Source organism: Haloactinomyces albus, from assembly GCF_031458135.1.
GTDB classification, from domain to species: Bacteria; Actinomycetota; Actinomycetes; order Mycobacteriales; family Pseudonocardiaceae; genus Haloactinomyces; species Haloactinomyces albus.
Map to the genome: position 1 here is coordinate 4,108,839 of NZ_JAVDXW010000001.1, position 21,374 is coordinate 4,130,212.

Consider the following 21,374-nt stretch of genomic DNA (forward strand, 5'->3'; position numbering starts at 1 on the left):
CTATGCGCTTTCGGCATCGAATCATCCGCTGGTGACTTGGACGGGATGACCCGGGGCTCCCGAGACTGTCCGCGACGATCAACGACGAAAGGAGCTCTCGTGCTCATACGGTGCGTCCACCGGACACTCCTGATCCCCCTGGCCTTCCTCGTGCTCGTCGGATGCACCGGCGTCGAGGCCGACCCGCCGGTGCCCTCGAAGACGTCGACAGCCACGGAAGCCGAGGTCACAGCACTACGCGAAGAGTTCAGTCGGCTCGAACGCGAATTCGGGGCTCGCCTCGGGGTGTACGCCGTGGATACGGCGACGGGACAGGAGCTCACCTACCGCGCCGACGAACGCTTCGCCTACGCCTCCACCCTCAAGGCGCTGTTGGCAGGCGCGGTCCTGCAGCAGAACACGATCGAGGAGCTGAACAAGAAGATCACCTACGATCGCGATGCTCTCGTGCCCTATTCGCCGATCACGAAAAAGCACGTCGACAGTGGTATGACGCTGCGCGCCGTGCTCGATGCCGCTGTGCGCCACAGCGACAACACCGCCGGGAATCTCCTGTTCCGCGAAATCGGTGGTCCGGAGGGCCTGAACGCGGTGTTGCGCGGCATCGGCGACACCACCACCCACGTCGCCCGGATCGAACCCGAGCTCAACGAGTTCACACCCGGTGACATCCGCGATACCAGTACTCCTCGCGCACTGGCCACCAGCCTGCGCGCGTTCACCGTCGGAGACGCCCTGACGGCGGACAAACGCGCCATCCTCAACACGATGCTGCGTACCAACACCACCGGCGATGAGCTCATCCAGGCAGGAGCACCCGCCGGGTGGCAGGTCGGTGACAAAAGCGGCGCCGCCGACTACGGAACCCGCAACGACATCGCCATCCTCCGGCCACCGAAGGGCGAACCCATCATGATCGCGATTCTGTCCGACCGGAACACCAAGGACGCCGAGTACGACAATGCTCTCATCGCCCGAGCCGCCGCGGTGGCACTCCGGGTTTTCCGATAGTCCGGCGATCCCCGCTCGTGCAGACTCGCCCACCTCGCGCTCTCGTTGTCTTACGCGAGGTGGGCGAGCACGTTGATGACCGTCCCGCCGGGGTCCTGGACGAAGAAGCGACGCACGCCCCAGGGCTCGTCTGTCAGCGGGTAGACGATCCGCAGGCAGCGTTCCACCGCGGCGGTGTGTGCGGTGTCCACGGCGGCGGGGTCACCGACATCGACGCCGAAGCGCGGTTCGGGATTTTCCATGCCCGGTGGCGGGATGATGACCTGTGCTGCCGGGTTGGTAGGCGAGGTGAGCCCGAGCACGGGGTTTTGCATGGCGACCTGCAGTCCGAGCACCTCGACGTAGAAGTCCCGGGAGCCGGCGATGTCGGTTCCCTCGGCATAGGGCACGATCCTGGTCACTGACATGCGGACGACCTCCTCGACTGACCTGTCAACGATTGGCGAGTTCGAGCAGCGGAGGGACTCTGCTGGAGTTTGCCGCCCAGGCTGCGTGGGACGCCGTCCTCGATGCAACGTTGTCGGTCCATGCCTACCACGGTGCCGACCGGCCACGCGCGGGTCTTGGACGGATGCGAAATGCGCTTTACGTCGGAAGTGGCACGTGGTTGAGCTGCTCGCCTCGTTGCTGGAGATACGCGGTGGGCGAGAGCCCGCAGTGGGCGCGGAACTCGCGACTGAGGTGCGCCTGGTCGTAATAACCGTGCTCCAGCGCGAACGCCGACCAGCCGAGCTGTGCGGAGCCGTCGATGCCCGCGAGTGCCGAGCGAAAGCGCTGCAGACGCTGGTAAGACTTGGGCGAAAGTCCCACATCGGTGCGAAATACCTGTTCCACGCGGCGCAGGCTCCACCCCAAGTGCTCGCCGAGCCTGCCGATATCATGACGCCCCGGAGCGTCGGCGAGGCAAGCAGTCGCGGCGGCGGCCAAAGGATGTGCGATCTCGGCGGAACGGGCCAGCCGGTCGCGCAGAGCAGATTCGAGCGTACGGAGCCGTGTTGCGGCATCGGGCGCGGCGAGCACCTGCTCGCGCACCAGGCCCGCGCTGGCACCCCAGAGATCCTCCAACGCAACGTGGCGATCGCAGAGCTCGTGCAACGGCGCGTCGATCAGCGGCCGCGCCCCACCGGGCCGGAACACCACCCCGAGGACATGCGACTGCTGGGCGGTGTCCAACACGTATGCGCGCTGGTACGGCCCTGCCATGACTGCGCCCGGATGGACCTGGCGCAACGCGGCGTTGTCGGGTAGCCAGAAGCAATCCGCACGCAAGTTGAACATGAGCTCGACCGCACCGGTCGGCAGGCGCAGCTCCGTTCTCCGCACCGGCCTCTCGCCCTCGTGCAGCCAGATCGACTTCACGAACTTGCCCGTCAGTCCGCCGGGCGCCATCGACGTGAACATGATGCTGGACACATTAGCGCCAATCCCGAAACACTGTTGAGTGTCTCCGAGCGTGCGCGCCTGCGTTCGACCGGGAAATGAAACGTTTTAAGTTTCCGGGCCGTAGGGTCGAAGTGTGGCCGGTCAACACCGGAATCCGCTTGATGCATCCAGCATGCGTTGTACGAGGGCGATGGAGCGGCCACCGTGGTGGCTGTTCGAGACGCGTGGCGCCTCGCGGTTCGAGCGGCAGTTCTGCTCGATCGTCCGAGAGGCGCTGTGGAGCCGATCAGGACCGCTGGGTGAGCGTTGAGCGCCGCACGATCAGCTCGGGCTGGTACACGACGCTGTCGTGGACGTGGTCCGGCCCGTCTTCGGTTTCGTTCAGCAGCATCTCCGCGGCCGTCTCGCCGATGCGTACCGCGGGTTGGCGCACCGAGGTCAACGGCACGGCGGCGGCCTCGGCGAATTCGATGTCGTCGTAGCCGACCAGCGCGATGTCCTCGGGCACGCGCACCCCGGCGGCGAACATCGCCTGCAGCACTCCCAGCGCCAGCAGGTCGTTCGCGCAGAAGACAGCTGTCGGCCGGGGACGCAGCCCCAGTAGCCGCGCGCCGGCGTCCTTGCCCGAGCTGACATCCAATCGCTGTGTTTCCAGCACGGTCAACGCCTCGGAGGGCAATCCCGCCTCTTCGATCGCGGCGGCCGCGCCGACGCCCCGGTCCTGGCACTGCGCCAAATGTGCGGGCCCGCTGACGTAGGCGATCCGCTCGTGCCCGCCCTCGGCGAGGTGCTGCACGGCAAATCTGCCACCGCTGACGTCGTCGACGGAGACCGAGCAGGCATCGTCGCTGTCGACCACGCGATCGACGAACACGTAGGGAATCCCGTGCCGCCGGAACCCGGCCAGGCTCGCCCCGCTGGTGTCGGCCGGAGTCACGAGTACGCCGCGGACGCGCTGTTCGGCGAACATGGACAGATACAGCGATTCCGCCTCGGGGTCCTGCGCGCTGTGGCACATCATCACCCCCAGGCCACGGGCTCGGGCGGTGTGCTCCGCACCTCGGGAGACGTCCACGAAAAACGGGTTGCCGATGTCCAGCACCAGCAGCGCCATGATGCGGCTGTCGCCCGATCGGAGCTGCCGTGCGGATTCGCTGCGCACGTAACCCAGCTCGTCGATGACCGCTCGTACCCGGGCGCGCGTGTCCGCCGATACCCGGTCCGGTCGGTTCAACGCGTTGGAGACCGTCCCGATGGACACGCCCGCATGATGGGCGACGTCCTTGATGCTGATCTCCCCGGTGTTGTGGCTACCACCCGCAGCTCGCACCACGCCTCCCTTGACTCGAGTACACCCCCATCCTATCCTCCAGCCGGGTAAAACGTTTCACCACGATCGAACAGCTGACTGCCCATTGGCGCTCCGGCCACCGGGGCGAGATCAACGAGGCACGACGTGACGGCCGACAGGCCGGTTGGGGCGCATGATTCCGCTGTCGTGAAAGGACACAGTATGACCGAGCAGTCGACACCGAACCACGCCGTATCCGAGCTGCTGGACCGTTCCCACCGGCTGGGTGCCGATCCGCGCAACACGAACTACGCGGGCGGCAACACCTCGGCCAAGGACACCGGAATCGACCCCGTCACCGGAACCCCGGAAGAGTTGATGTGGGTGAAGGGTTCCGGTGGTGATCTCGGCACCCTGACCGAATCGGGTTTGTCCGTGCTGCGCCTGCATCGGCTGCGGTCCCTCGTCGACGTCTACCCGGGGTCGGACCGGGAAGACGAGATGGTCGCCGCCTTCGACCATTGCCTGCACGGCAAAGGGGGCGCCGCGCCGTCGATCGACACCGCGATGCACGGGCTGGTCGAGGCCGAACACGTGGATCACCTGCATCCCGATGCCGGTATCGCACTGGCGACCGCGGCGGATGGACCCGCACTGACCGAGGAGTGCTTCGGCGACAAGGTGGTCTGGGTGCCGTGGCGTCGGCCCGGATTTCAGCTCGGTATGGACATCGCCGCGATCAAGGCCGGGAATCCGCAGGCAGTCGGCGTCGTCCTGGGGGGTCACGGCATCACGGCCTGGGGGGCGACCAGCGCGGAATGCGAGGCGAACTCGCTGTGGATCATCCGGACCGCCGAGGCGTTTCTGGCCGAGCGCGGGCGCCCCGAACCCTTCGGTGAGGTCGTCGAGGAATTCGCAGCACTACCGGAGGAACAACGCCGTGCCCGGGCCGCCGCCCTGGCGCCGGTGATCCGAGGGCTCGTCTCCACCGACCACGCCCGGATCGGCCATTACGACGACAGCGAGGCCGTGCTCGACTTCCTGTCCCGCGCGGCGCATCCGCGACTGGCCCAGCTGGGCACCTCCTGCCCGGATCACTTCCTGCGCACCAAGGTGCGCCCACTCGTGGTGGACGTCGCTCCCGACGCACCGTTCGAGGAGGTCACCGAACGGCTGCGCGAGCTGCACCGCTCGTACCGCGAGGAGTACCGGGCGTACTACGAGCGCCACGCGCAGCCGGATTCTCCGGCGATGCGCGGTGCCGACCCGGCCATCGTGCTCGTGCCCGGCATCGGCATGTTCTCCTTCGGCACCGACAAGCAGACCGCATGCGTGGCGGGTGAGTTCTACGTCAACGCGATCAACGTGATGCGCGGAGCCGAGTCGGTATCCGGCTACACGCCCATCTCCGAGTCCGAGAAGTTCCGGATCGAGTATTGGGCGCTGGAGGAGGCCAAGCTCGCCCGCAGGCCCGCTCCCCAACCGCTGGCGAGCCGTGTCGCGTTCGTGACAGGTGGCGGTTCGGGCATCGGCAAGGCCACCGCAAGGCGTCTGTCCGCCGAAGGGGCCTGTGTGGTCGTCGTCGACCGTGACCTCGACCCGGCGCGGCAGCTCGCGGACGAACTGGGCGGCTCGGACAAGGCGGTGGCCGTGCAAGCCGATGTCACCGAGGAGGACGACATCGCCGCCGCGTTCCGTGCGGGCGCGCTGGCCTTCGGCGGCATCGATCTGGTGGTCAACAACGCGGGCACGTCGATTTCCAAACCATTGTCGGAGACGACCACGGCCGAGTGGGATCTGCAGCACGGCATCATGGCGCGTGGCTCGTTCTTGGTCTCTCGCGAGGCGGCACGCACCATGATCGCGCAGGGCTTCGGTGGCGACATCGTCTACGTCGTCAGCAAGAACGCGGTCTTCGCGGGGCCGAACAACGTCGCCTACGGAGCCACCAAGGCCGACCAGGCCCACCAGGTCCGGCTGTTGGCCGCCGAACTCGGCGAGCACGGCATTCGCGTCAACGGCGTGAACCCGGACGGTGTGGTGCAGGGGTCGGGCATCTTCGCGGGCGGCTGGGGAGCACAGCGGGCCGCGGTGTACGGAGTCGAGGAAAGCGAGCTGGGCAAGTTCTACGCCCAGCGCACCCTGCTCAAGCGTGAAGTGCTGCCGGAGCACGTGGCCGCCGCCGTGTTCACGCTGGCAGGCGGCGATCTCACGCACACCACCGGGCTGCACGTGCCGGTCGACGCCGGTGTCGCCGCGGCCTTTCTGCGGTGAACCGCGTCGGGGCGGAAAGGGCTCATCGCTGACCGTCCGCCCCGGCGCCCCTTCCTGCCCTCCGCACTTCGACACCGACGAGGCCACCATGCCTGAAATCGACTACACCTGCGCCGCCATCGATCTGGGCGCGTCCAGCGGACGCGTCGTCGTGGGCAAGGTCGGCGACGGCGAACTCGGACTGACCGAGGTCCATCGCTTCCCCAACGCGCCGGTATCGCGAACCTCGAGTCTGCACTGGGACGTTTCACGGCTGTACCGGGAGATTCTCGACGGGTTGCGGAAAGCCGCTTCCTACACTCCTTCATCGGCAGGCATCGACAGCTGGGCCGTCGACTACGGGCTGCTCGACGATTGCGGACGGTTGTTGGCCGAGCCCCGACACCACCGCGACCCGCGCACCCGCGATTCGATCGAGGAGGTCCGCGAGCACGTCTCCGACCAGGAGCTCTACCGGGTCACCGGCCTGCAACAGCTGCCCATCAACACGCTGTACCAACTGGTCGCCGACCGGGCGGAACTGCGACTCGACGACGCGCGAAAGCTGTTGCTGATCCCGGATCTGTTCATCCACTGGCTCACCGGCGAGGTCGGTGCCGAGATCACCAACGTCTCGACCACGCAGCTCTACGACGTGTCAACAGGAGACTGGGCCCATGACCTGATGCGTACGCTCGACCTGCCCACGCACCTGCTGGCGCCGCTGCGCGAACCCGGCGATCAGGCGGGGACGTTACGGGCCGATGTCGCCGAACGCACCGGTCTCGGTTCCGGCTTTTCGGTCACGACGGTGGCCTCGCACGACACCGCCTCGGCCGTGGCAGCGGTGCCCGCGACACGCGAGGACTTCGCCTACATCTCGTGCGGCACCTGGTCGCTGGTCGGACTCGAGCTCGATTCCCCGGTGCTCGGCGAACAATCGCGCGCCGCCAACATCACCAACGAACGCGGCATCGACGGCACCACCCGCTACCTGCGCAACACGATGGGCCTGTGGCTGTTGCAGGAATGCGTGCGCACCTGGCACCAGCACGGGTGGACCGAGAGACTGGACGCACTGCTGGATCGAGCCGCCCGAGAACCGGCCTTCACCTCCGTGATCGACACCGACGATCCCGCGTTCCTGACTCCGCAGGACATGCCCGCCGCCATCGCCAACGCCTGCGCGCACGCAGGCGAACCGGTTCCCTCGACACCGGCGGCCACCGTCCGCTGCCTGCTGGAAAGCCTGGCGATGGCGCATCGACGGACGTTGCGCGACGTCGCGCGGCTGGCAGACCGCCACGTGGGAGTCGTGCACCTCGTCGGCGGCGGCAGTCGCAACGCGCTGCTGTGCCAGCTGACCGCCGACGCCTGCGGGGTGCCGGTGATCGCGGGCCCGACCGAGGCCACCGCGCTGGGGAACATCCTGGTCCAAGCCCGCGCGCACGGGGTGCTCGGCGAACGAGCCGAACTTCGCAAGCTGGTCGCCGAAACCCAGCCGCTCCGACACTTCGAACCGAGCGGCAACGAACGAGCCTGGGCAGCAGCCGAATCACGGCTCGCCGGTGGCAGGTACTGAGCACACCCGGGACGCGGCACCTGCGGTCGCGCAGTCACAGAGAGGCACACAGATCATGAAGGTTGCGCTGTTCGCGACCTGTCTCGGCGACACGATCTTTCCGAACGCGGTCCGAGCAACGGTGGCCGTGCTGGAACGGATGGGCTGTTCGGTGGACTTCCCGATGGCCCAGACCTGCTGCGGTCAGATGCACACCAACACCGGGTACCGCAGGCACGCTGTGCCTGCCGTACGGACCTTCGTCGACGCGTTCTCCGGTTACGACGCCGTTGTCGCGCCATCGGGATCCTGTGTGGGCTCGGTACGTCACCAACACGCGACCGTGGCCGACAGTGCCGCCGACCCCGAACTGTCCGAAGCGGTGCGGCAAACGGCACCCGCCGTGCGCGAGCTCTCCGAATTCCTGGTGGATGTGCTGGGGGCGACCGACGTCGGTGCGTACTTTCCGCACCGGGTCACCTACCACCCCACCTGCCACTCGCTGCGCATGTTGCGGGTCGACGACAAGCCCCTGCGACTGTTGCGTTCGGTCCGTGGACTCGATCTGGCCGAGTTACCGGATGCGGAGCAATGCTGCGGATTCGGCGGAACGTTCGCGATGAAAAACCCCGATGTCTCGGTGGCCATGGGATCCGACAAGGCCCGGAACGTGCGCAGTACGCGAGCCGAAGTGCTCTGCGCGGGCGACAGCTCGTGCCTGATGCACGTCGACGGAGTGCTCTCCCGGCAACGAGCCGGCATCCGCACCATGCACCTGGCCGAGATTCTCGCCTGCACCGAGGAGGAGCAGTGAGCAGTACCTACTTGGGAATGCCCGCGTTTCCCGAGGCGGCGAGCTCGGCCGTGGCCGATTCGCAATTGCGGCACAACCTGCAAAAGGCAACCGGCACGATCCGGCGCAAACGCGCCGAGGTGGTCGAGGAACTGGACGACTGGTCCGATCTGCGCGCCGCCGGAGCGGCCATCAAGGCGCACACCCTGAGCCATCTGGACGAGTACCTGGAGCGCTTCGAAACTGCCGTGACCAAGGCGGGCGGCACGGTGCACTGGGCCCGGGATGCGGCCGAGGCCAACCGCATCGTGGTGGACCTGGTTCATGCCACCGGCGAAACCGAAGCAGTCAAGATCAAGTCGATGACCACGCAGGAGATCGAGCTCAACGATGCCTTGGCGAACGCGGACATCTCGGCCTGGGAAACCGACCTGGCCGAACTGATCGTCCAGCTCGACGAGGACACCCCGAGCCACATCCTGGTGCCCGCCATTCACCGCAATCGTGCCGAGATCCGCGAGATCTTCAGACGCGAAATGGGTGTTTCCGGAAAGCCCGCACCCGCAGACCTCACCGACGATCCGGCCGATCTCGCCGAGGCCGCTCGCCGCCATCTCCGAGAGAAGTTCCTGCGCTCACGCGTCGCCATCTCGGGCGCCAATTTCGCCGTCGCCGACACCGGCAGTCTCGTCGTGGTCGAATCCGAAGGCAACGGACGCATGTGTCTGACCATGCCCGAGACGTTGATCAGTGTGGTCGGTATCGAAAAGCTCATACCCAGCTGGCAGGACTTGGAGGTGTTCCTGCAACTGCTGCCGCGCTCCAGCACCGGCGAACGCATGAATCCGTACACCTCGACCTGGACCGGGGTGGCAGCAGGCGACGGCCCGAGCGCGTTTCATGTCGTACTGCTGGACAACGGGCGCAGCAGCGCGCTCGCCGACGAGGTCGGCAGCCAAGCACTGCGCTGCATCCGCTGCTCCGCCTGCCTGAACGTTTGTCCGGTCTACGAACGAACCGGTGGACACGCCTATGGATCGGTCTATCCGGGCCCCATCGGCGCGGTACTCACGCCGCAACTGCGCGGCACCGAATCCGATGTGGACGCATCATTGCCGTACGCCTCCACGTTGTGCGGAGCGTGCTACGACGTCTGCCCGGTGGCCATCGACATCCCGGAGCTGCTGGTGCGGCTGCGTACCAAAACCGTGGAAGAGCCGAAGCGTCGAGGTCCGCGCGGGTTGGACGTGGTGATGCGCGGGGTCGGGTGGATTCTCGGCGATGCGCGCAGGCTCGCCCGGGTGCAACGGTTGGCGTCATGGAGCGGGTCCTGGCTCGGCAAAGCAGGCAGGATCGGCCGATTGCCGTGGCCGGCATCGAAATGGACCAACGCCCGGGACGCGCCGACACCACCGACAGAGTCGTTCCGCTCATGGTGGCAACGCACGCGAGGAGGAAACTCGTGACAGCACGGAACTCGACGGCACGTGCGACAATTCTCGGTTCGGTGCGCTCGGCGTTGGCGGGCACGAGCCGAGTCCCTCGCGACAGCGTGCCCCACGACTACCGCGACCGGCGAGAATCATCCGACCTGGTCGAACTGTTCCGCGCCCGCACCGAAGAATACCGTGCCGCCGTGCACGTGACCGACAGTACGAATGTCGCCGACACGGTTCTGGTGGCGCTGCACGCGGCACGGGCCGACCACACGATTGTTCCGACCGGTATCCCATCGCACTGGGTGCAGCCCGTCCATGGCACGCATCGGACGATCAGCGATGATACGGCCCTGGACACGGCCACACTGGATGCCTGTGACGCCGTGGTCACCACCTCGTTCGGCGGCATCGCCACCACCGGAACCGTCGTACTCGACCACGGCCCGGGCCAAGGGCGACGTGCGTTGACCCTGATCCCGGACACGCATGTGTGTCTGGTTCAAGCCTCCCGCATCGTCGATGACGTCCCGGCTGTCCTGGCCCGTCTCGATCCGAACCACCCGCTGACGTTCATCAGCGGCCCCTCGGCGACCAGCGATATCGAACTCGACCGGGTCGAAGGGGTGCACGGCCCCAGATCCCTGCACGTCATCGTGATTCGGGACGAATGACTGGGGCGCGTCGAAGCCGACCGTCGTCGAGCGGTACGCAGCATCTGCTGCATTGGCCGCGAAACGCCCGGAACGCGGTGGGCGCGAGCACGGCATCCGGAAGGTGCCCGTTTCACTCATTCTTCCGACGGGAGGTGCCCGATGTGTGGTGGGCGGCTCGGTGCTGGGCGAGTACGTCGAGGCCGAAGTCGTGAGTGGGGTCTCGCCACACCGAGTGGGCGTGGTTGACACCGCGCTGGGTGTGGTCCCATTCCGCGAGCAGGTGTGGGCCTTGTACGCGGTAGTAGTGCGGCTCGCCGCGCTCTGCGCCGCCGGCCCACGCGAAGTGCACCTCGTCGAGCAGGTCGCCGTCGAAGCGGGCTCGTTCGCGTTCGACCAGGCCGGACGGCATCCGCCCGATGTAGACTTCGAGCAGTTCGCGCAGGTGTTCGCGCCGCTCCGGTGGCAGATCGCGCGCGGCGATGCCCTTGGGTGCTTTGGTCAACTCCACCGCGCGGTGGTCGGATTCGGTGACTCCGAGATGGGCTTCGAGATTGTTGTGCATCGACCACAGCCGGTCCTCGAGGGGCTGGTCGTCGAAGTGGCCCCGCCACAGGTCGGGCAGCGGGATCGGCCGGTCGCCGTCCGACAGGCGTACCCGGTTGCCGCTGATGATGTCCACCGGCGCGGTCGTGCTCAGCGTCGCCCGGTCCCGCTCCTGGGAGTCCAGCGAGTGCAGCAGCTCGCGGGCAATGTCCTCGACCCCGCCCAGGGGACGTAGCTCCCGGCCTCCCAGCAGCGGGGAGACGGCGGGATCGGCACCGAGGAAGCACGGTGTGCCGGCCACGACTTCGCCGTCGACCACGAGGTGGTTCACCGACACGTGGTGGCCTCCGTAGCGCCATGCCCAGGGTCGACCGCTTTGCGGGTCGCCGAAGACCCGCAAGTAGTACATGCCCGGGTCGCGGCCCCGGTCACGGGCGAAGCCGGCGGTGAAGTTCTCGGTCCGGTCGAGAACGTTCTCCAAGCCCATAATCGTGGTCGCCGTGGCGTAGCCGGCGTCCGACAGCCCGGCCGCAAGCAGCCGCATGGCGGCGCGCTGCTGGTGCGGAGCCATCCGGTGCAGGGTGAGTCCGCCGTGGTCGGTGGGGGTGTAGTACCAGCGGACACGCTCGTGGTCGGCGGCGGGTGAGCCCGGCCAGTGCCACACCCCATCGGAGCGCTGGGTGTCGTCGAGGGTGGCGATCCATTCGGCCGCCGCTTCGGCCATCGCGGTGGCGACATCGCGGGGGGTGCACTGCTCAGCGGTCATGCGATGCGCTGGAGCCGCTGGATGTGCAGCTCGCCGTCGCGGAGTTCGCCGCGCCGCTCGACGAAGGCGGTCAGCAGGCTGTGGTCCTTGCTGGTGGGCGTGGTCACAAGACGGTCCTTTCGGTGCGGTGGGTGTTCCGATCGTAGGCGGTGTGCGAGGACCAACGCTCGGGGAAATGGCCCACCCGAGGGGTCCCCGCTTTGTCGGAGGCTTTGGTGTGCCCCTGATTGCCCGGAGGCGGTGCATGCCACATCGTCCGACGGTTCCTGTTCTTCGTGGGCCGTATCGCGGGGATGCCGGAGATTCCGCTCGTCGACAGCCCCGCGATCCGTTCCGGACTCCTCTACCCGCTGTGGGTCAGGAGAATTGGATGCCCCCGTCGATCATCACGGATTGACCGGTCATGTAGTCGGAATCCTCGGACGCGAGGTAGGAAACGAAGCCCGCAACGTCCTCGGGCACCGATACCCGGCCGAGGTGGATGAGCTCCGAGTACTTCTCGATGGCTGCACCCTTGCGCAGGCCCTCGTTCTCCGCCAGTTTCTCGTCGATGTGGTCCCACATCGCGGTGCCGACGATGCCCGGGCAGTAGGCATTCACCGTGATGTCGTGCTGTGCCCATTCCATCGCGGCGGCTTGGGTGAGTCCCCGGACGGCCCACTTGGAAGCCGAATAGTTCCCGAGAAGCGGAAACGGCCGGTAGGCCACGATCGATGCCGCACCGATGATCTTACCGCCCGTGCCCTGGGCGATCATCTGCTTGGCCGCGACCGTGTAGCACAAGTACACGCCACGCAGGTTGATCGACATCAGGTGGTCGAAATCCTCGGGTGTGGTCTCCAACAACGGCTTCACGTCGGCGATTCCGGCGTTGGCGACCATCACGTTCAGTTGCCCGAGGTCGGTGGCCACTCGCTCCACCATCGTCTGGACGGCGTCGGGATCGGACACGTCGGCCACGACCGTTGTCGACCGCCTGCCCGTCGACTCGATCTGTTCTGCGACCTCCTTGAGCTGGTCGCTGTTGGCTTCGATGTCGTTGACCGCGACATCGAGGCCGTCAGCAGCCAGCCGCAGAGCGATGCCCTTGCCGATGCCTCTGGCGGCGCCCGTGACGAGTGCGACCCGCGGTGATTCCTGTTGTGCGGCCATGATTCTCTCCGAATTCGTCGAGTGCGGGGAGTGTGGTCACTTCTGGCTCTGTACGGACATTTCGCCGAGCAGCGACCAATCGTTTTGCGGCAACGTCGTGTTGATGATCCGTGGAGTTTCCGCGAGGTAGGGAGGCAGCGTTTTCTGTGCGGTCTTGAAGTGCTCGGAGTTGACGTGTGCAGCTCCGGCCTCGTCATCGCGAAAAGCCTCGAGCAGAACGTACTCGTTCGGATCTTCGACACTGCGGGACCAGTCGTACCAAAGGCATCCCGGTTCGCTGCGGGTCTCCTGGGTGAAGACATCGGCGATGTCGGGCCATTGGTCGGCGTATTCGTGCTTGACCCGGAATTTCGCGGTAATGAAGATCATTGGTTTCCTCGATCGGTTGTGATGACGCAGATGGACTTTCCGGGTGCGATGAGTTGTTTCTTTTCGCTTCTCCCGGGCTCGGTCAAGGGGTGAGGATCGCGCGGCCACGGATGCGGCCGAAGTCGAGATCGTCGAGGGCATTTTGGAAGCCATCCAGCGGGTACTTGGTGGTGTGCAGCCGAACCTGCCCTTGCGCGGCGAGGGTCATCAGCTCGCACAGATCGTTGTAGGAGCCGACGAGGTTGCCGATGAAGTTGATTTCGCTCGAGATGATGTCGATGGTCGGAAGGTCGAGGTTCTCTCCGTAACCGACCACGTGGTAATCACCGGCACGGCGCAGCATGCCGATACCGTCGGCGGTGGCGCCGCCTTCTCCGACGAAGTCGATGACGGTTTCGACACCATGCCCGCCGGTGAGATCCAGTACTTCCTCGACGTGGCTGCCATCGGCGATGATTCCGTGATCGGCGCCGATGTCGGCAGCCAGCTTCACGGCCTCGGGATTGCGGTCGACGACGACGAGCTCGGCGGCGGTGAGGGCCTTGAGCACCTGGATGCCGATGTGCCCAAGCCCGCCGGCGCCGATCACGACGCACCGGTGACCGGGCCGGAGAGTACGTGCGGCTTTCGCCGCGGCGTGGTATGCGGTCAGGCCCGCGTCGGCAAGGGCGGCCACGTCGGAGGGTTCCAGGGATTCGTCGATGCGCACGACACTGCGGGCGGAGGTCTTGAGGTATTCCGCGTATCCGCCCGCGGTGTCGATGCCGGGGAACGACGACTGCTGGCAGTGCACATCGTCACCGGAGCGGCAGGCGTGGCACAGACCGCAGGTGATCAGAGGGTGCACGATCACCTTGTCGCCTTCGGCGACGTTGGTGACCGCGCTGCCGGTGGCGTGCACCCAGCCAGCGTTCTCGTGCCCGATCGTGTAGGGCAAGGCCACGCCGGACTTTTCCGCCCACTGGCCTTCGAGGATGTGGATGTCGGTCCGGCACACCCCGGCGCCGCCGACCCTGACGATCACGTCGTGCGGTCCGGTGACGTCCGGTACGGGCACCTCCGCCATGCGCAGCTTCTCGCCGTAGCCGGTGACCTGGACTGCTTTCATGGTGTGTCTCCTCGATCGTTGCGTGCACCTGCGTAAGTGCCTGCTTGTGCGTGCGGCGCCTGGTCGTGTGTGGAGTCCGGGTAGCGGGTCCGCAGCAGCCCGCGGCAGAAATGGGCGTTGCCCTCGATCGAAACCCGGACCGAACGGGCGAAGCGCAGATGAAGGGGAATCTCCTCGCGCGGGTGAGGATTCCCGTGGTCGTCCACGAGCACCTTTTCCGTACGAGCACGGCTCAGTCCGAGAGCTTCTCGGCGCCGCAGGAGCGCCCGGGTCGTCGGTGCTTCGGGAAGGTCGCCGAGGGTGACCTCGTGCAGGCCTTCCTCGGTGAGGTCGGGATCGCTACGCAGCAGGATGGTCAGTACACGTTCCATGGCTGCCGTGTGCGCCTTGCGGCGGAAGGTCGACCGGAGCTCGTCGAGGTCCTGTGCCGCTTCCTCTCCGAAGGTTCCGCGGTAGCCGGCGTCCGCGGCCACACCACGGTTGATCCTGTCCGAGTCGTGGTGATCGTCCAGGACGACCACGACCTCACGTGCCTGCGGCAGCGCGGACAGGACGTCCTTGGCGTCGGAGACCATCAGGTAGGCGAAGTTCGGTGCGCAGAACGAGGTCGGCAGCCTGAGGTGCACGGTGACGTTCCCGGAGTGCGTTACCTCCAGAGAGCTGACGAAGCCGAGGTCGGTGATGGGTTCGTCCAGTTCCGGGTCGAAAACCTCGTCCAGCGCTGCGCGTGCGGCTTGTTCCAGTGGTTCCGTGGACATCTCAGGCCACCGCCCGTTCGGCCACATCCAGGTTTTCCGGGACCTCGATGCCGTACATCGCTGCCGCGTTGAGCCCGAGGATCTTCTTCTTCTGCTCCACCGTGAGCGGCGCGTACTCGGTCATGTCCTCCGGGATCTGGAAATCGACGAAGCGCTCGATCAGCCAGCGCGGTGTCCAGAGCGCGTAGTCGCTGGAGAACTGGATGCGGTCCTCGTCGAGCCAGTACAGGAGCTCCCCGATGATCTGCGCGAAGTACCGCGGCCTGGTGTGGATGAACGGGATCGCGACGGCGAGGCCGGCGTGCACGTTCGGTTCCTGTGTGGCGATCCAGCAGAAGTCCTCCAGTCGCGGCAGGCCGCAGTGCTCGACGACGAAGTTCAGCTCCGGGAAGTCCGTCGCGGCTTTGTCGACGTCCGCGACGTCGAACGCGTCGCGGTCCAGCGGCCGGATCGTCGGTCCTTTGTGGATGTGGATGTTGCGGATGCCCAGTTCCTGGCAGGTTTCCAGGTAGCGGTAGGACCAGGGGTCGTTCAGCTTGTAGCCGCGGGAGTCGCCCTGCCACTCGGCCGTGTAGAGCTTGCAGCCCTTGAGCCCGAATCGCTCGGCGTCGTCTCGGAGCTGGTCGAGCCCGGCCTGTTCGAAACGTGGATCCCAGCAGTGGTTGTAGGTCAGCTTGTCCGGATACCGCTGGGCGAGGGCGAAAGCCTCTTCGGTCTGGCCGAAACCGTTGCGGAAGAACGCTCCGAGATGTGCGGGCTGGAAGATGGCGTGGTCGACGTAGCCGTCGTCGAACAGGTCACGCATGAGCCTCTCGCCGCCCTGGTAGAGGAACTCCTCGTAGGGCCACAGTTCGGACTCCGGGCCCAGGTTGCGGTGATAGTCGTAGAAGCAGTCGATGAACTGCTTGCCGTGGATGTTGAGCCGGTTTTCCGGACGTGCGTCCCAGAGTGCGATGTGCGCATCGACGATGAAATACGTTTCGCCGTCCTTGCTGTACATGGGCGTCCTCCTGATTGGTGACAGCTTTGCTGTATTGGCAGGGACGCTAGGCGGGAAAAACCGAAATGTGGAGCCGTTGAACGTCTCAGTTTGAGACATTCGGATTGGCGGGATTTGCTGCTGTGCGTCCTGACACGAACGAAAGGTGGTGCCGTCGGACGCCACCGGAAACATGGAAAAGCGCCGGCGCAGAAACCTTCAAGAAGTCACGACTGCAGCATCGGAGGCGGCCGGCGAGGCGGGAAGCAGTTTCCCGGATCGCCTTTCGACAAGAGGAAAGCCGGTCACCGGGAGTTTCGTGTCAGTGTCTTGCCGATTTCGTCGGTTCGCCTGTCCCGGCGTGCCTGCGGAGTTCGCATGCCGGTCAGTCGGGTGTGCGGATGCCGTACTGGGTGATCTTGCGGTAGATCGTCGCGCGGCTCATGCCGAGGATCTCCGCGGCGCGGGTAACCGTGGTGCCCGGCTCGGCGAGGCAGCGAGCGATCTCGTCACGCTCGAGGGTTTCGATCCGGGTCAGCGTGCGGGTCGGTCCGCACAGCACCTCGGGAGGCAGGTGCCGAGTGTCGACGACGTCACTCCTGGCAGCGGCCTCGCGGACGACCCGGCGGAGTTGTTCGGAGTTGTCCGGCCAGTGGTAGGTACGCAGTGCGCGAGCCGCTGCGGGGGTGAACCGGACCTCGCGGCCGCGGGCTCGTTTGCCGAGGTGCTCGGCCAGTGGCAGGACGTCGTCCGGTCGATGTCGCAGCGGCGGAAGCTCCACCACCGTGTCGACGTGCCGGGCGAGCGCGTCCGGGATCGCCGTCGCCTCGCGCGCGGTGACGGTGAACGGTCGCCGAGCTTGTGCCGCGACGATTTCGGCCAGTTCGGTGGCCGCCCACGACGGCAGGGTGTCCACCCCGGCGGCGATGACGCTGGTGTTGTCCTTGCCCAGTTCGGGGGTCCACAGCGTGAGCCACCACTCGGTGTCGCGCGGGTCCGGTGGCCGGGCATTGAGGATCCGGTCGTGTGGCTGTACGTGACGTAGGGCCGTGGCCAACAGGGTGGTCTTGCCAACCCCTGGTTCCCCGACGATCCCGACCGACAGTCCTTCGGCCAGTGCGGCCCGAACCTCGGTCAGCGCGATTTGCCACGGTCCTGAGAGCTCGGGCGCGGATCCGAACTGTGCTGCTGCGTTCATCCGGAAGACCTCGCCGCGAGGGGCCGGGCGTGGTTGCATGCCGTGCCCCCGGGACAGCATCAACGCCGAGGTGTGTCCGGCAGCCGTCTGGGCCAGCGCGAGCAGCAGGTTCGCGGACTTCTGCGACCAGGTGGTCAGGTTGATGCTGCCGAGCAGGCGCCCGTGCACGGGGTCCAGGACCGGGACGGCCGCGCAGGTGTAGTCCCACAGTCCGGTGCAGTAGTGCTCGTCGCCGCGGACCAGCGACGGAGTGCGGTCGGCCAGTGCGAGGCCGAGCCCGTTGGTCCCGGCTTCCCGTTCGGAGAAGGCGAAGCCGGGGGCGAGGTAGGTCCTGTCGAGGGCCTCGATCAGCGCGTGGTTGTGGCACACGCGGCTGAGCACGTGACCGTCCTCGTCGGTCAACATCAGGCTGACCGGCTCGTTCGCGAGCGTCTCGTGCAAGCCGAGCAGGACCTGCTGACCGCACTGGAAGAACAGCGACTCGTCGTCGACGGTACCGATGAAGACCGGATCGACCTTTTCCGCGGGTGCCCCGTAGTTGTGGCTCCGTCGCCACGATGCCGACAGCCGTGGCGTCGTGGCGACCGGAACACCTCCCGTGCGGGCCCGTTCGGCAAGCTCATCCATTCACGCACCTCCTCGTACGCCACCCAGAGCCTGCACCGACTGTGACACAGCCAACTCGCACGCCAATGTGATCGGCGTCTCAAATTGAGACGTGGAGCCGTCCCGGACAACGGGCAAGCCCGGGCGGTGGATAGCCGGGTGCGAAAGGGCGCTCGTGATCGTCGTGACGCACGACCGCCAACGCCCTCCGCGCCCGGACGCCTACTTCACCGGCCGCAGCGTCACCGAGTAGGAGTGCGGGCGGTCGGCACGCACTCGGTACTGTTCGCGTACCGAGTTCGGCGTGTCACCGAGGCCGGTCATGTCCGCACTCACATGGAAGGTGACAAACGGGTCCCGGCGCAGTTGCCAGGCGAAATCCGTCCGTTCGGCATTGGAGAAGCGGTCCGCCGAGACCGCCAGCGAGTCACCGGAGACCAACAGTCCACCGCGCTCGCCGGACAACGACGCCCACGAGGTGTCCACCTTCACCCCGTTGTCCTGTGGCGGAAGGTAGTCGAACCACTGCTCGTCGACCGTGCCGGACCAGCGGCCGATGTGCTGGGCATCCTTGCGGTCCGGGTAGGACTCGCCGGGCCCGCGCCCGTACCAGTCGAGCGTGCCGAACGATTCCGGCAGCCGCATCGAGAAGCCGACCCGCGGCAGCCACGGTAGTGACCGCATCTTCTCCCCGTACGCCTCGACCTCGTGGTCCAGTCGAATCGTCCCCGAATCGTCGATCGTGTAGGTCCAGCGACTGTCGAAGCCGTTGCCCGCCACGTCCGGCGCGGTGACATCGGTGTCCACCACCACGCGCACCTCGCCGGACGATGGGCTGCTGACGTCGAGGGACCTGACGTGTGTGGCCAGCCGGTCCAGGCCCATGTCGCGGAACTTCCGCTCCGGGTCGACGCCGCTCCAATTGGCCCACTCGTTGCCGATCGGTGCGCGGAACACGTCGAGCCGCGGCCCGTCGACGGCGTGCTCGACCCCACCGATCTTCATCGACGACAAGGTGCCTGTGGAGCGGTCGAACGAGTAGCGGAACTTCCCACCCTTCACCGACACCGTCTTGGCGGCCTCCTGAACCCGTAGCTTGCCACCTGCGTCCTGTTCACGAGGGGCTGCCGCCGCCGGCGGCGGTGCAGGCTCGCTGCCGTTCAGAAAGTGTGTAGGAATGTACACTTCCTGAGCTACGTATCGCTACGTAGCTTTGACCACGCTCGGCGTGGTCTTCCCGTGGCGGTACCCGTTGCCCGGCGCACCCGAGGATGCGGCGGTCTTACATGGGTTTCCATCGGGCTCGTTTTCCGTCGCCCCGCAACTCTGGGAGGACGTGCTGCATGCAACCTCGCCTGCGAGCGCGGCGAGGTTGCATGCGGCGTTGAGGTCGCGGTTGAGCACAAGAGCGCACTCGCCGCAGTGGAAGGTCCGCTCGGATAGGCGCAGCTTGGCTTTCACCACACCACATGCCGAGCAGGTTTTACTGGACGGATACCACCGGTCAGCGATGACCAGCGTGCGCCCGTTCCAGGTGGTTTTGTAGGTGATCTGCCTGCGCAGTTCGCCCATGCCCACGTCCGCGATGGAGCGGGACAGAGTGCGGTTGTGCAGCATCCCGGCCACATGCAGATCTTCGCCCACGATGGTGTCGAACTCGGACACCAGCCGGGTGGACAGTTTGTGCAGACCGTCTTGGCGGGCGTTGGCGACGTACGTGTGCAACCGCCGTATCCGGTCCTGAGTCTGGTGCCAGCGTTTCGACTGCCGATCCGGTTTCAGTCCGGGGGTCCACCGGCGGGCGGCTTGCCGCTGCAACCGCCGCAGCTTTCGTTGGGCCGCGTCGAGATGTTTCGGGTTGGCGATGATTTCGCCGGTCGACAGCACGGCGAGGGACTTCACTCCGAGGTCGACACCGACAGTTCCGCCGCGTGTGGCCGGTTTCGGTTCGTCCCGTTCGATATCGACGGACAACGACACCTGCCACCGGCCACGACGCCACGACACCGTGGCCGACCGGACACGAGCCGTGCCGCGCTCAATGTGCCGAGCCAGCTTTCGGGTGGACTCGTGCGTACGTACCACACCGATACGGGGCAGCTTCACATGCCGCCGATCACTGTTGGACAGGCCGAAAGCCCCGGTCGAAAACCGGCAGGACGGGGTGTCGCGGTGTTTGGACTTGAACCGGGGAAACCCGGCCTTACGTCCTTTGCGCTGGCCCTTTTTGCCGGCGTTCCAGATGTTCAGCGCGTCGGCCAGGTTTGCCAGCCCGGTCGCGTACGCCTCCTTGGAGTTGTCGGCCCACCACGGTGCCACCTCGTGTTTCGCGGCGTTCCAGTCTTTGCGCAGGCTGTAGAAGGACCAGTTGAGGCTGGGTGTCAACTCATCCTCAGCAACGCCGTAGGACCGTTCCGCCTCCCGTTGGGCCAGATTCGCTTTCACCCGCGCCAGACCCCAGTTGAACGCCGCACGCTGCCCGCCACAGTGGCTGGACAACGCTGCCGCCTGCACCTCGGTCGGGTCGAGCACAAACCGGTACGCCTGAATCACACTGCTCACCGAGGCGGCACCTCCGCCGCCTGCATCGCGGTTTTCGCTCGCTTCGCCGCCGACCGGCGCCCGTACAGCCGGGCACACATGCTGGTGAGTACTTCCGTCACATCGCGCACCAGATCATCGGCCACTTCGGTGGCCTCGAGCACGACGATTCGGCGGGACTGCGCCGCTAACGCAGCCTCCAGGTGTTCGACGCCGAAGCGGGCCAGCCGGTCACGGTGCTCCACAACGAGGGTTGTCACAGTCGGGTCCGACAATAGTTTGCCCAGTTTGGGCCGGTTGCCGTTCAGCCCGGACCCGACTTCGGTGACCGTAGAGTCCAGCACGATTCCGCGTGTGGCGCATCCTTGCGCGACACGTCCGGCTTGCCGGTCCAGGTCGTCGCGCTGGTCCGCACCGGACACACGGCAATACGCCACCGAAGCTCCACACGGTTGGGCGGCGGGTTCGACCAGGATCGTGCCGGTATCGAGCTGCCGCGCGGGCGCGGGCAGCGTACCCGCGTGGAACCAGTTCAACGCGGCCCTGTACGACACACCCTGTTCACGCGCCCAATCCTTCAACTTCACACGTACAAAATAACACAGAACAACACACTATGACTCAAAACAGTCAACATTTGAACGCCCTCACCGGTGCGCTGGGGGTCTTCGAGGTAGGACTCGATTGTGGCCGGATCGGTCGGACCATCCGGAGCTGCCCGGGCGATGGCCGTGGTCGCGAGCCCGGAACCGATCATGGCGACGGCGCTGAGCAAGGCAAGCGTGCCGCGGACGCCGCTCCGGCGGGATCGTTGTCTTGAGGATGTCAGAGATCGAGCACGGTGCATGGACCCTCCGCACAGGCCGCGTCATGACGTCTTTTGTGTTTTCTTGTTCAGTTGTGTTGTTTCTTGGGTATCTTGTCCGCTGCTCCCGAGGGAGTCAATAAATCGATGCAAAATCACCTGGAC

The 21,374-nt window shown here is 66.3% G+C and carries 19 protein-coding genes; 6 read left to right on the forward strand and 13 right to left on the reverse strand.

What is annotated here, in order from left to right; genetic code table 11:
- Window positions 1-45 precede the first annotated feature (45 nt).
- Window positions 46-1,011, forward strand: coding sequence for a class A beta-lactamase (gene bla, locus JOF55_RS19385; RefSeq protein WP_374727317.1), 966 nt, complete (start codon window positions 46-48; stop codon window positions 1,009-1,011).
- 50 nt (window positions 1,012-1,061) lie between these two features.
- Here the strand turns inward: bla and JOF55_RS19390 are convergent, their stop codons facing one another.
- From JOF55_RS19390 to JOF55_RS19400, 3 genes are all read right to left on the reverse strand, one after another.
- Window positions 1,062-1,418, reverse strand: a complete 357-nt coding sequence (locus JOF55_RS19390) for a VOC family protein (RefSeq protein ID WP_310276243.1) — start codon at window positions 1,416-1,418, stop codon at window positions 1,062-1,064.
- A 178-nt stretch (window positions 1,419-1,596) separates the two neighbouring features.
- Entirely contained in the window at window positions 1,597-2,412 is an 816-nt protein-coding gene (locus JOF55_RS19395) for a DUF6597 domain-containing transcriptional factor (protein ID WP_310276246.1), read from the reverse strand.
- Between the two features lie 268 nt (window positions 2,413-2,680).
- Entirely contained in the window at window positions 2,681-3,727 is a 1,047-nt protein-coding gene (locus JOF55_RS19400; protein WP_374727318.1) for a LacI family DNA-binding transcriptional regulator, read from the reverse strand.
- 180 nt (window positions 3,728-3,907) lie between these two features.
- Between JOF55_RS19400 and JOF55_RS19405 the strand changes: the two genes are divergently transcribed.
- From JOF55_RS19405 to JOF55_RS19425, 5 genes are all read left to right on the forward strand, one after another.
- Window positions 3,908-5,959, forward strand: a complete 2,052-nt coding sequence (locus JOF55_RS19405) for a bifunctional aldolase/short-chain dehydrogenase (RefSeq protein ID WP_310276251.1) — start codon at window positions 3,908-3,910, stop codon at window positions 5,957-5,959.
- 88 nt (window positions 5,960-6,047) lie between these two features.
- A complete protein-coding gene (locus JOF55_RS19410; RefSeq protein ID WP_310276254.1) occupies window positions 6,048-7,520 on the forward strand; it encodes a rhamnulokinase in 1,473 nt (490 codons plus the stop codon).
- Window positions 7,521-7,575: 55 nt separating this feature from the next.
- Window positions 7,576-8,313, forward strand: coding sequence for a (Fe-S)-binding protein (locus JOF55_RS19415; RefSeq protein ID WP_310276257.1), 738 nt, complete (start codon window positions 7,576-7,578; stop codon window positions 8,311-8,313).
- 17 nt (window positions 8,314-8,330) lie between these two features.
- Window positions 8,331-9,758: a LutB/LldF family L-lactate oxidation iron-sulfur protein gene (locus tag JOF55_RS19420; RefSeq protein WP_374727562.1), complete on the forward strand. Its 1,428-nt coding sequence runs from the start codon at window positions 8,331-8,333 to the stop codon at window positions 9,756-9,758.
- Window positions 9,755-10,402, forward strand: coding sequence for a LutC/YkgG family protein (locus JOF55_RS19425; RefSeq protein WP_310276263.1), 648 nt, complete (start codon window positions 9,755-9,757; stop codon window positions 10,400-10,402). Before JOF55_RS19420 ends, JOF55_RS19425 begins: the two co-directional genes overlap by 4 nt.
- A 112-nt stretch (window positions 10,403-10,514) precedes the next feature.
- On the opposite strand, the gene JOF55_RS19430 is transcribed toward JOF55_RS19425, so the two are convergent.
- From JOF55_RS19430 to JOF55_RS19475, 10 genes are all read right to left on the reverse strand, one after another.
- Window positions 10,515-11,693: a DUF3500 domain-containing protein gene (locus tag JOF55_RS19430; protein WP_310276266.1), complete on the reverse strand. Its 1,179-nt coding sequence runs from the start codon at window positions 11,691-11,693 to the stop codon at window positions 10,515-10,517.
- Window positions 11,694-12,050: 357 nt separating this feature from the next.
- A complete protein-coding gene (locus tag JOF55_RS19435) occupies window positions 12,051-12,845 on the reverse strand; it encodes an acetoin reductase (RefSeq protein ID WP_310276269.1) in 795 nt (264 codons plus the stop codon).
- Between the two features lie 36 nt (window positions 12,846-12,881).
- Entirely contained in the window at window positions 12,882-13,214 is a 333-nt protein-coding gene (locus JOF55_RS19440; RefSeq protein WP_310276272.1) for a putative quinol monooxygenase, read from the reverse strand.
- Between the two features lie 82 nt (window positions 13,215-13,296).
- Window positions 13,297-14,322, reverse strand: coding sequence for an NAD(P)-dependent alcohol dehydrogenase (locus JOF55_RS19445; protein ID WP_310276275.1), 1,026 nt, complete (start codon window positions 14,320-14,322; stop codon window positions 13,297-13,299).
- The gene (locus JOF55_RS19450) at window positions 14,319-15,080 is read right to left on the reverse strand and encodes a metal-sulfur cluster assembly factor (protein WP_310276278.1); all 762 of its coding nucleotides are present in this window, start codon (window positions 15,078-15,080) and stop codon (window positions 14,319-14,321) included. Before JOF55_RS19450 ends, JOF55_RS19445 begins: the two co-directional genes overlap by 4 nt.
- 1 nt (window position 15,081) lies before the next feature.
- The gene (locus JOF55_RS19455) at window positions 15,082-16,080 is read right to left on the reverse strand and encodes an amidohydrolase family protein (protein WP_310276281.1); all 999 of its coding nucleotides are present in this window, start codon (window positions 16,078-16,080) and stop codon (window positions 15,082-15,084) included.
- Between the two features lie 364 nt (window positions 16,081-16,444).
- The gene (locus JOF55_RS19460) at window positions 16,445-17,884 is read right to left on the reverse strand and encodes a GAF domain-containing protein (protein WP_310276285.1); all 1,440 of its coding nucleotides are present in this window, start codon (window positions 17,882-17,884) and stop codon (window positions 16,445-16,447) included.
- A 201-nt stretch (window positions 17,885-18,085) separates the two neighbouring features.
- Complete coding sequence (locus JOF55_RS19465) at window positions 18,086-18,931, reverse strand: beta-galactosidase small subunit (protein WP_310276288.1); 846 nt, start codon at window positions 18,929-18,931, stop codon at window positions 18,086-18,088.
- 135 nt (window positions 18,932-19,066) lie between these two features.
- On the reverse strand, window positions 19,067-20,425 hold the full coding sequence (gene tnpB, locus JOF55_RS19470; RefSeq protein ID WP_310276291.1) for an IS607 family element RNA-guided endonuclease TnpB: 1,359 nt from the start codon (window positions 20,423-20,425) through the stop codon (window positions 19,067-19,069).
- Window positions 20,422-20,991 (reverse strand): IS607 family transposase, encoded by a 570-nt coding sequence (locus JOF55_RS19475; protein WP_310276294.1) that lies wholly within the window; start codon window positions 20,989-20,991, stop codon window positions 20,422-20,424. Before JOF55_RS19475 ends, tnpB begins: the two co-directional genes overlap by 4 nt.
- Window positions 20,992-21,374: the final 383 nt, after the last annotated feature.

Excerpts from the sequence above, each read along its gene's own strand:
- JOF55_RS19395 (WP_310276246.1), bottom strand. The coding sequence starts at position 2,412 with ATGTTCACGTCGATGGCGCCCGGCGGACTGACGGGCAAGTTCGTGAAG.
- JOF55_RS19420 (WP_374727562.1), top strand. The coding sequence starts at position 8,331 with ATGCCCGCGTTTCCCGAGGCGGCGAGCTCGGCCGTGGCCGATTCGCAA.
- JOF55_RS19450 (WP_310276278.1), bottom strand. The coding sequence starts at position 15,080 with ATGTCCACGGAACCACTGGAACAAGCCGCACGCGCAGCGCTGGACGAG.
- JOF55_RS19415 (WP_310276257.1), top strand. The coding sequence starts at position 7,576 with ATGAAGGTTGCGCTGTTCGCGACCTGTCTCGGCGACACGATCTTTCCG.
- JOF55_RS19405 (WP_310276251.1), top strand. The coding sequence starts at position 3,908 with ATGACCGAGCAGTCGACACCGAACCACGCCGTATCCGAGCTGCTGGAC.
- bla (WP_374727317.1), top strand. The coding sequence starts at position 46 with ATGACCCGGGGCTCCCGAGACTGTCCGCGACGATCAACGACGAAAGGA.
- JOF55_RS19430 (WP_310276266.1), bottom strand. The coding sequence starts at position 11,693 with ATGACCGCTGAGCAGTGCACCCCCCGCGATGTCGCCACCGCGATGGCC.
- JOF55_RS19455 (WP_310276281.1), bottom strand. The coding sequence starts at position 16,080 with ATGTACAGCAAGGACGGCGAAACGTATTTCATCGTCGATGCGCACATC.
- JOF55_RS19435 (WP_310276269.1), bottom strand. The coding sequence starts at position 12,845 with ATGGCCGCACAACAGGAATCACCGCGGGTCGCACTCGTCACGGGCGCC.
- JOF55_RS19440 (WP_310276272.1), bottom strand. The coding sequence starts at position 13,214 with ATGATCTTCATTACCGCGAAATTCCGGGTCAAGCACGAATACGCCGAC.
- JOF55_RS19460 (WP_310276285.1), bottom strand. The coding sequence starts at position 17,884 with ATGGATGAGCTTGCCGAACGGGCCCGCACGGGAGGTGTTCCGGTCGCC.
- JOF55_RS19390 (WP_310276243.1), bottom strand. The coding sequence starts at position 1,418 with ATGTCAGTGACCAGGATCGTGCCCTATGCCGAGGGAACCGACATCGCC.
- JOF55_RS19445 (WP_310276275.1), bottom strand. The coding sequence starts at position 14,322 with ATGAAAGCAGTCCAGGTCACCGGCTACGGCGAGAAGCTGCGCATGGCG.
- JOF55_RS19410 (WP_310276254.1), top strand. The coding sequence starts at position 6,048 with ATGCCTGAAATCGACTACACCTGCGCCGCCATCGATCTGGGCGCGTCC.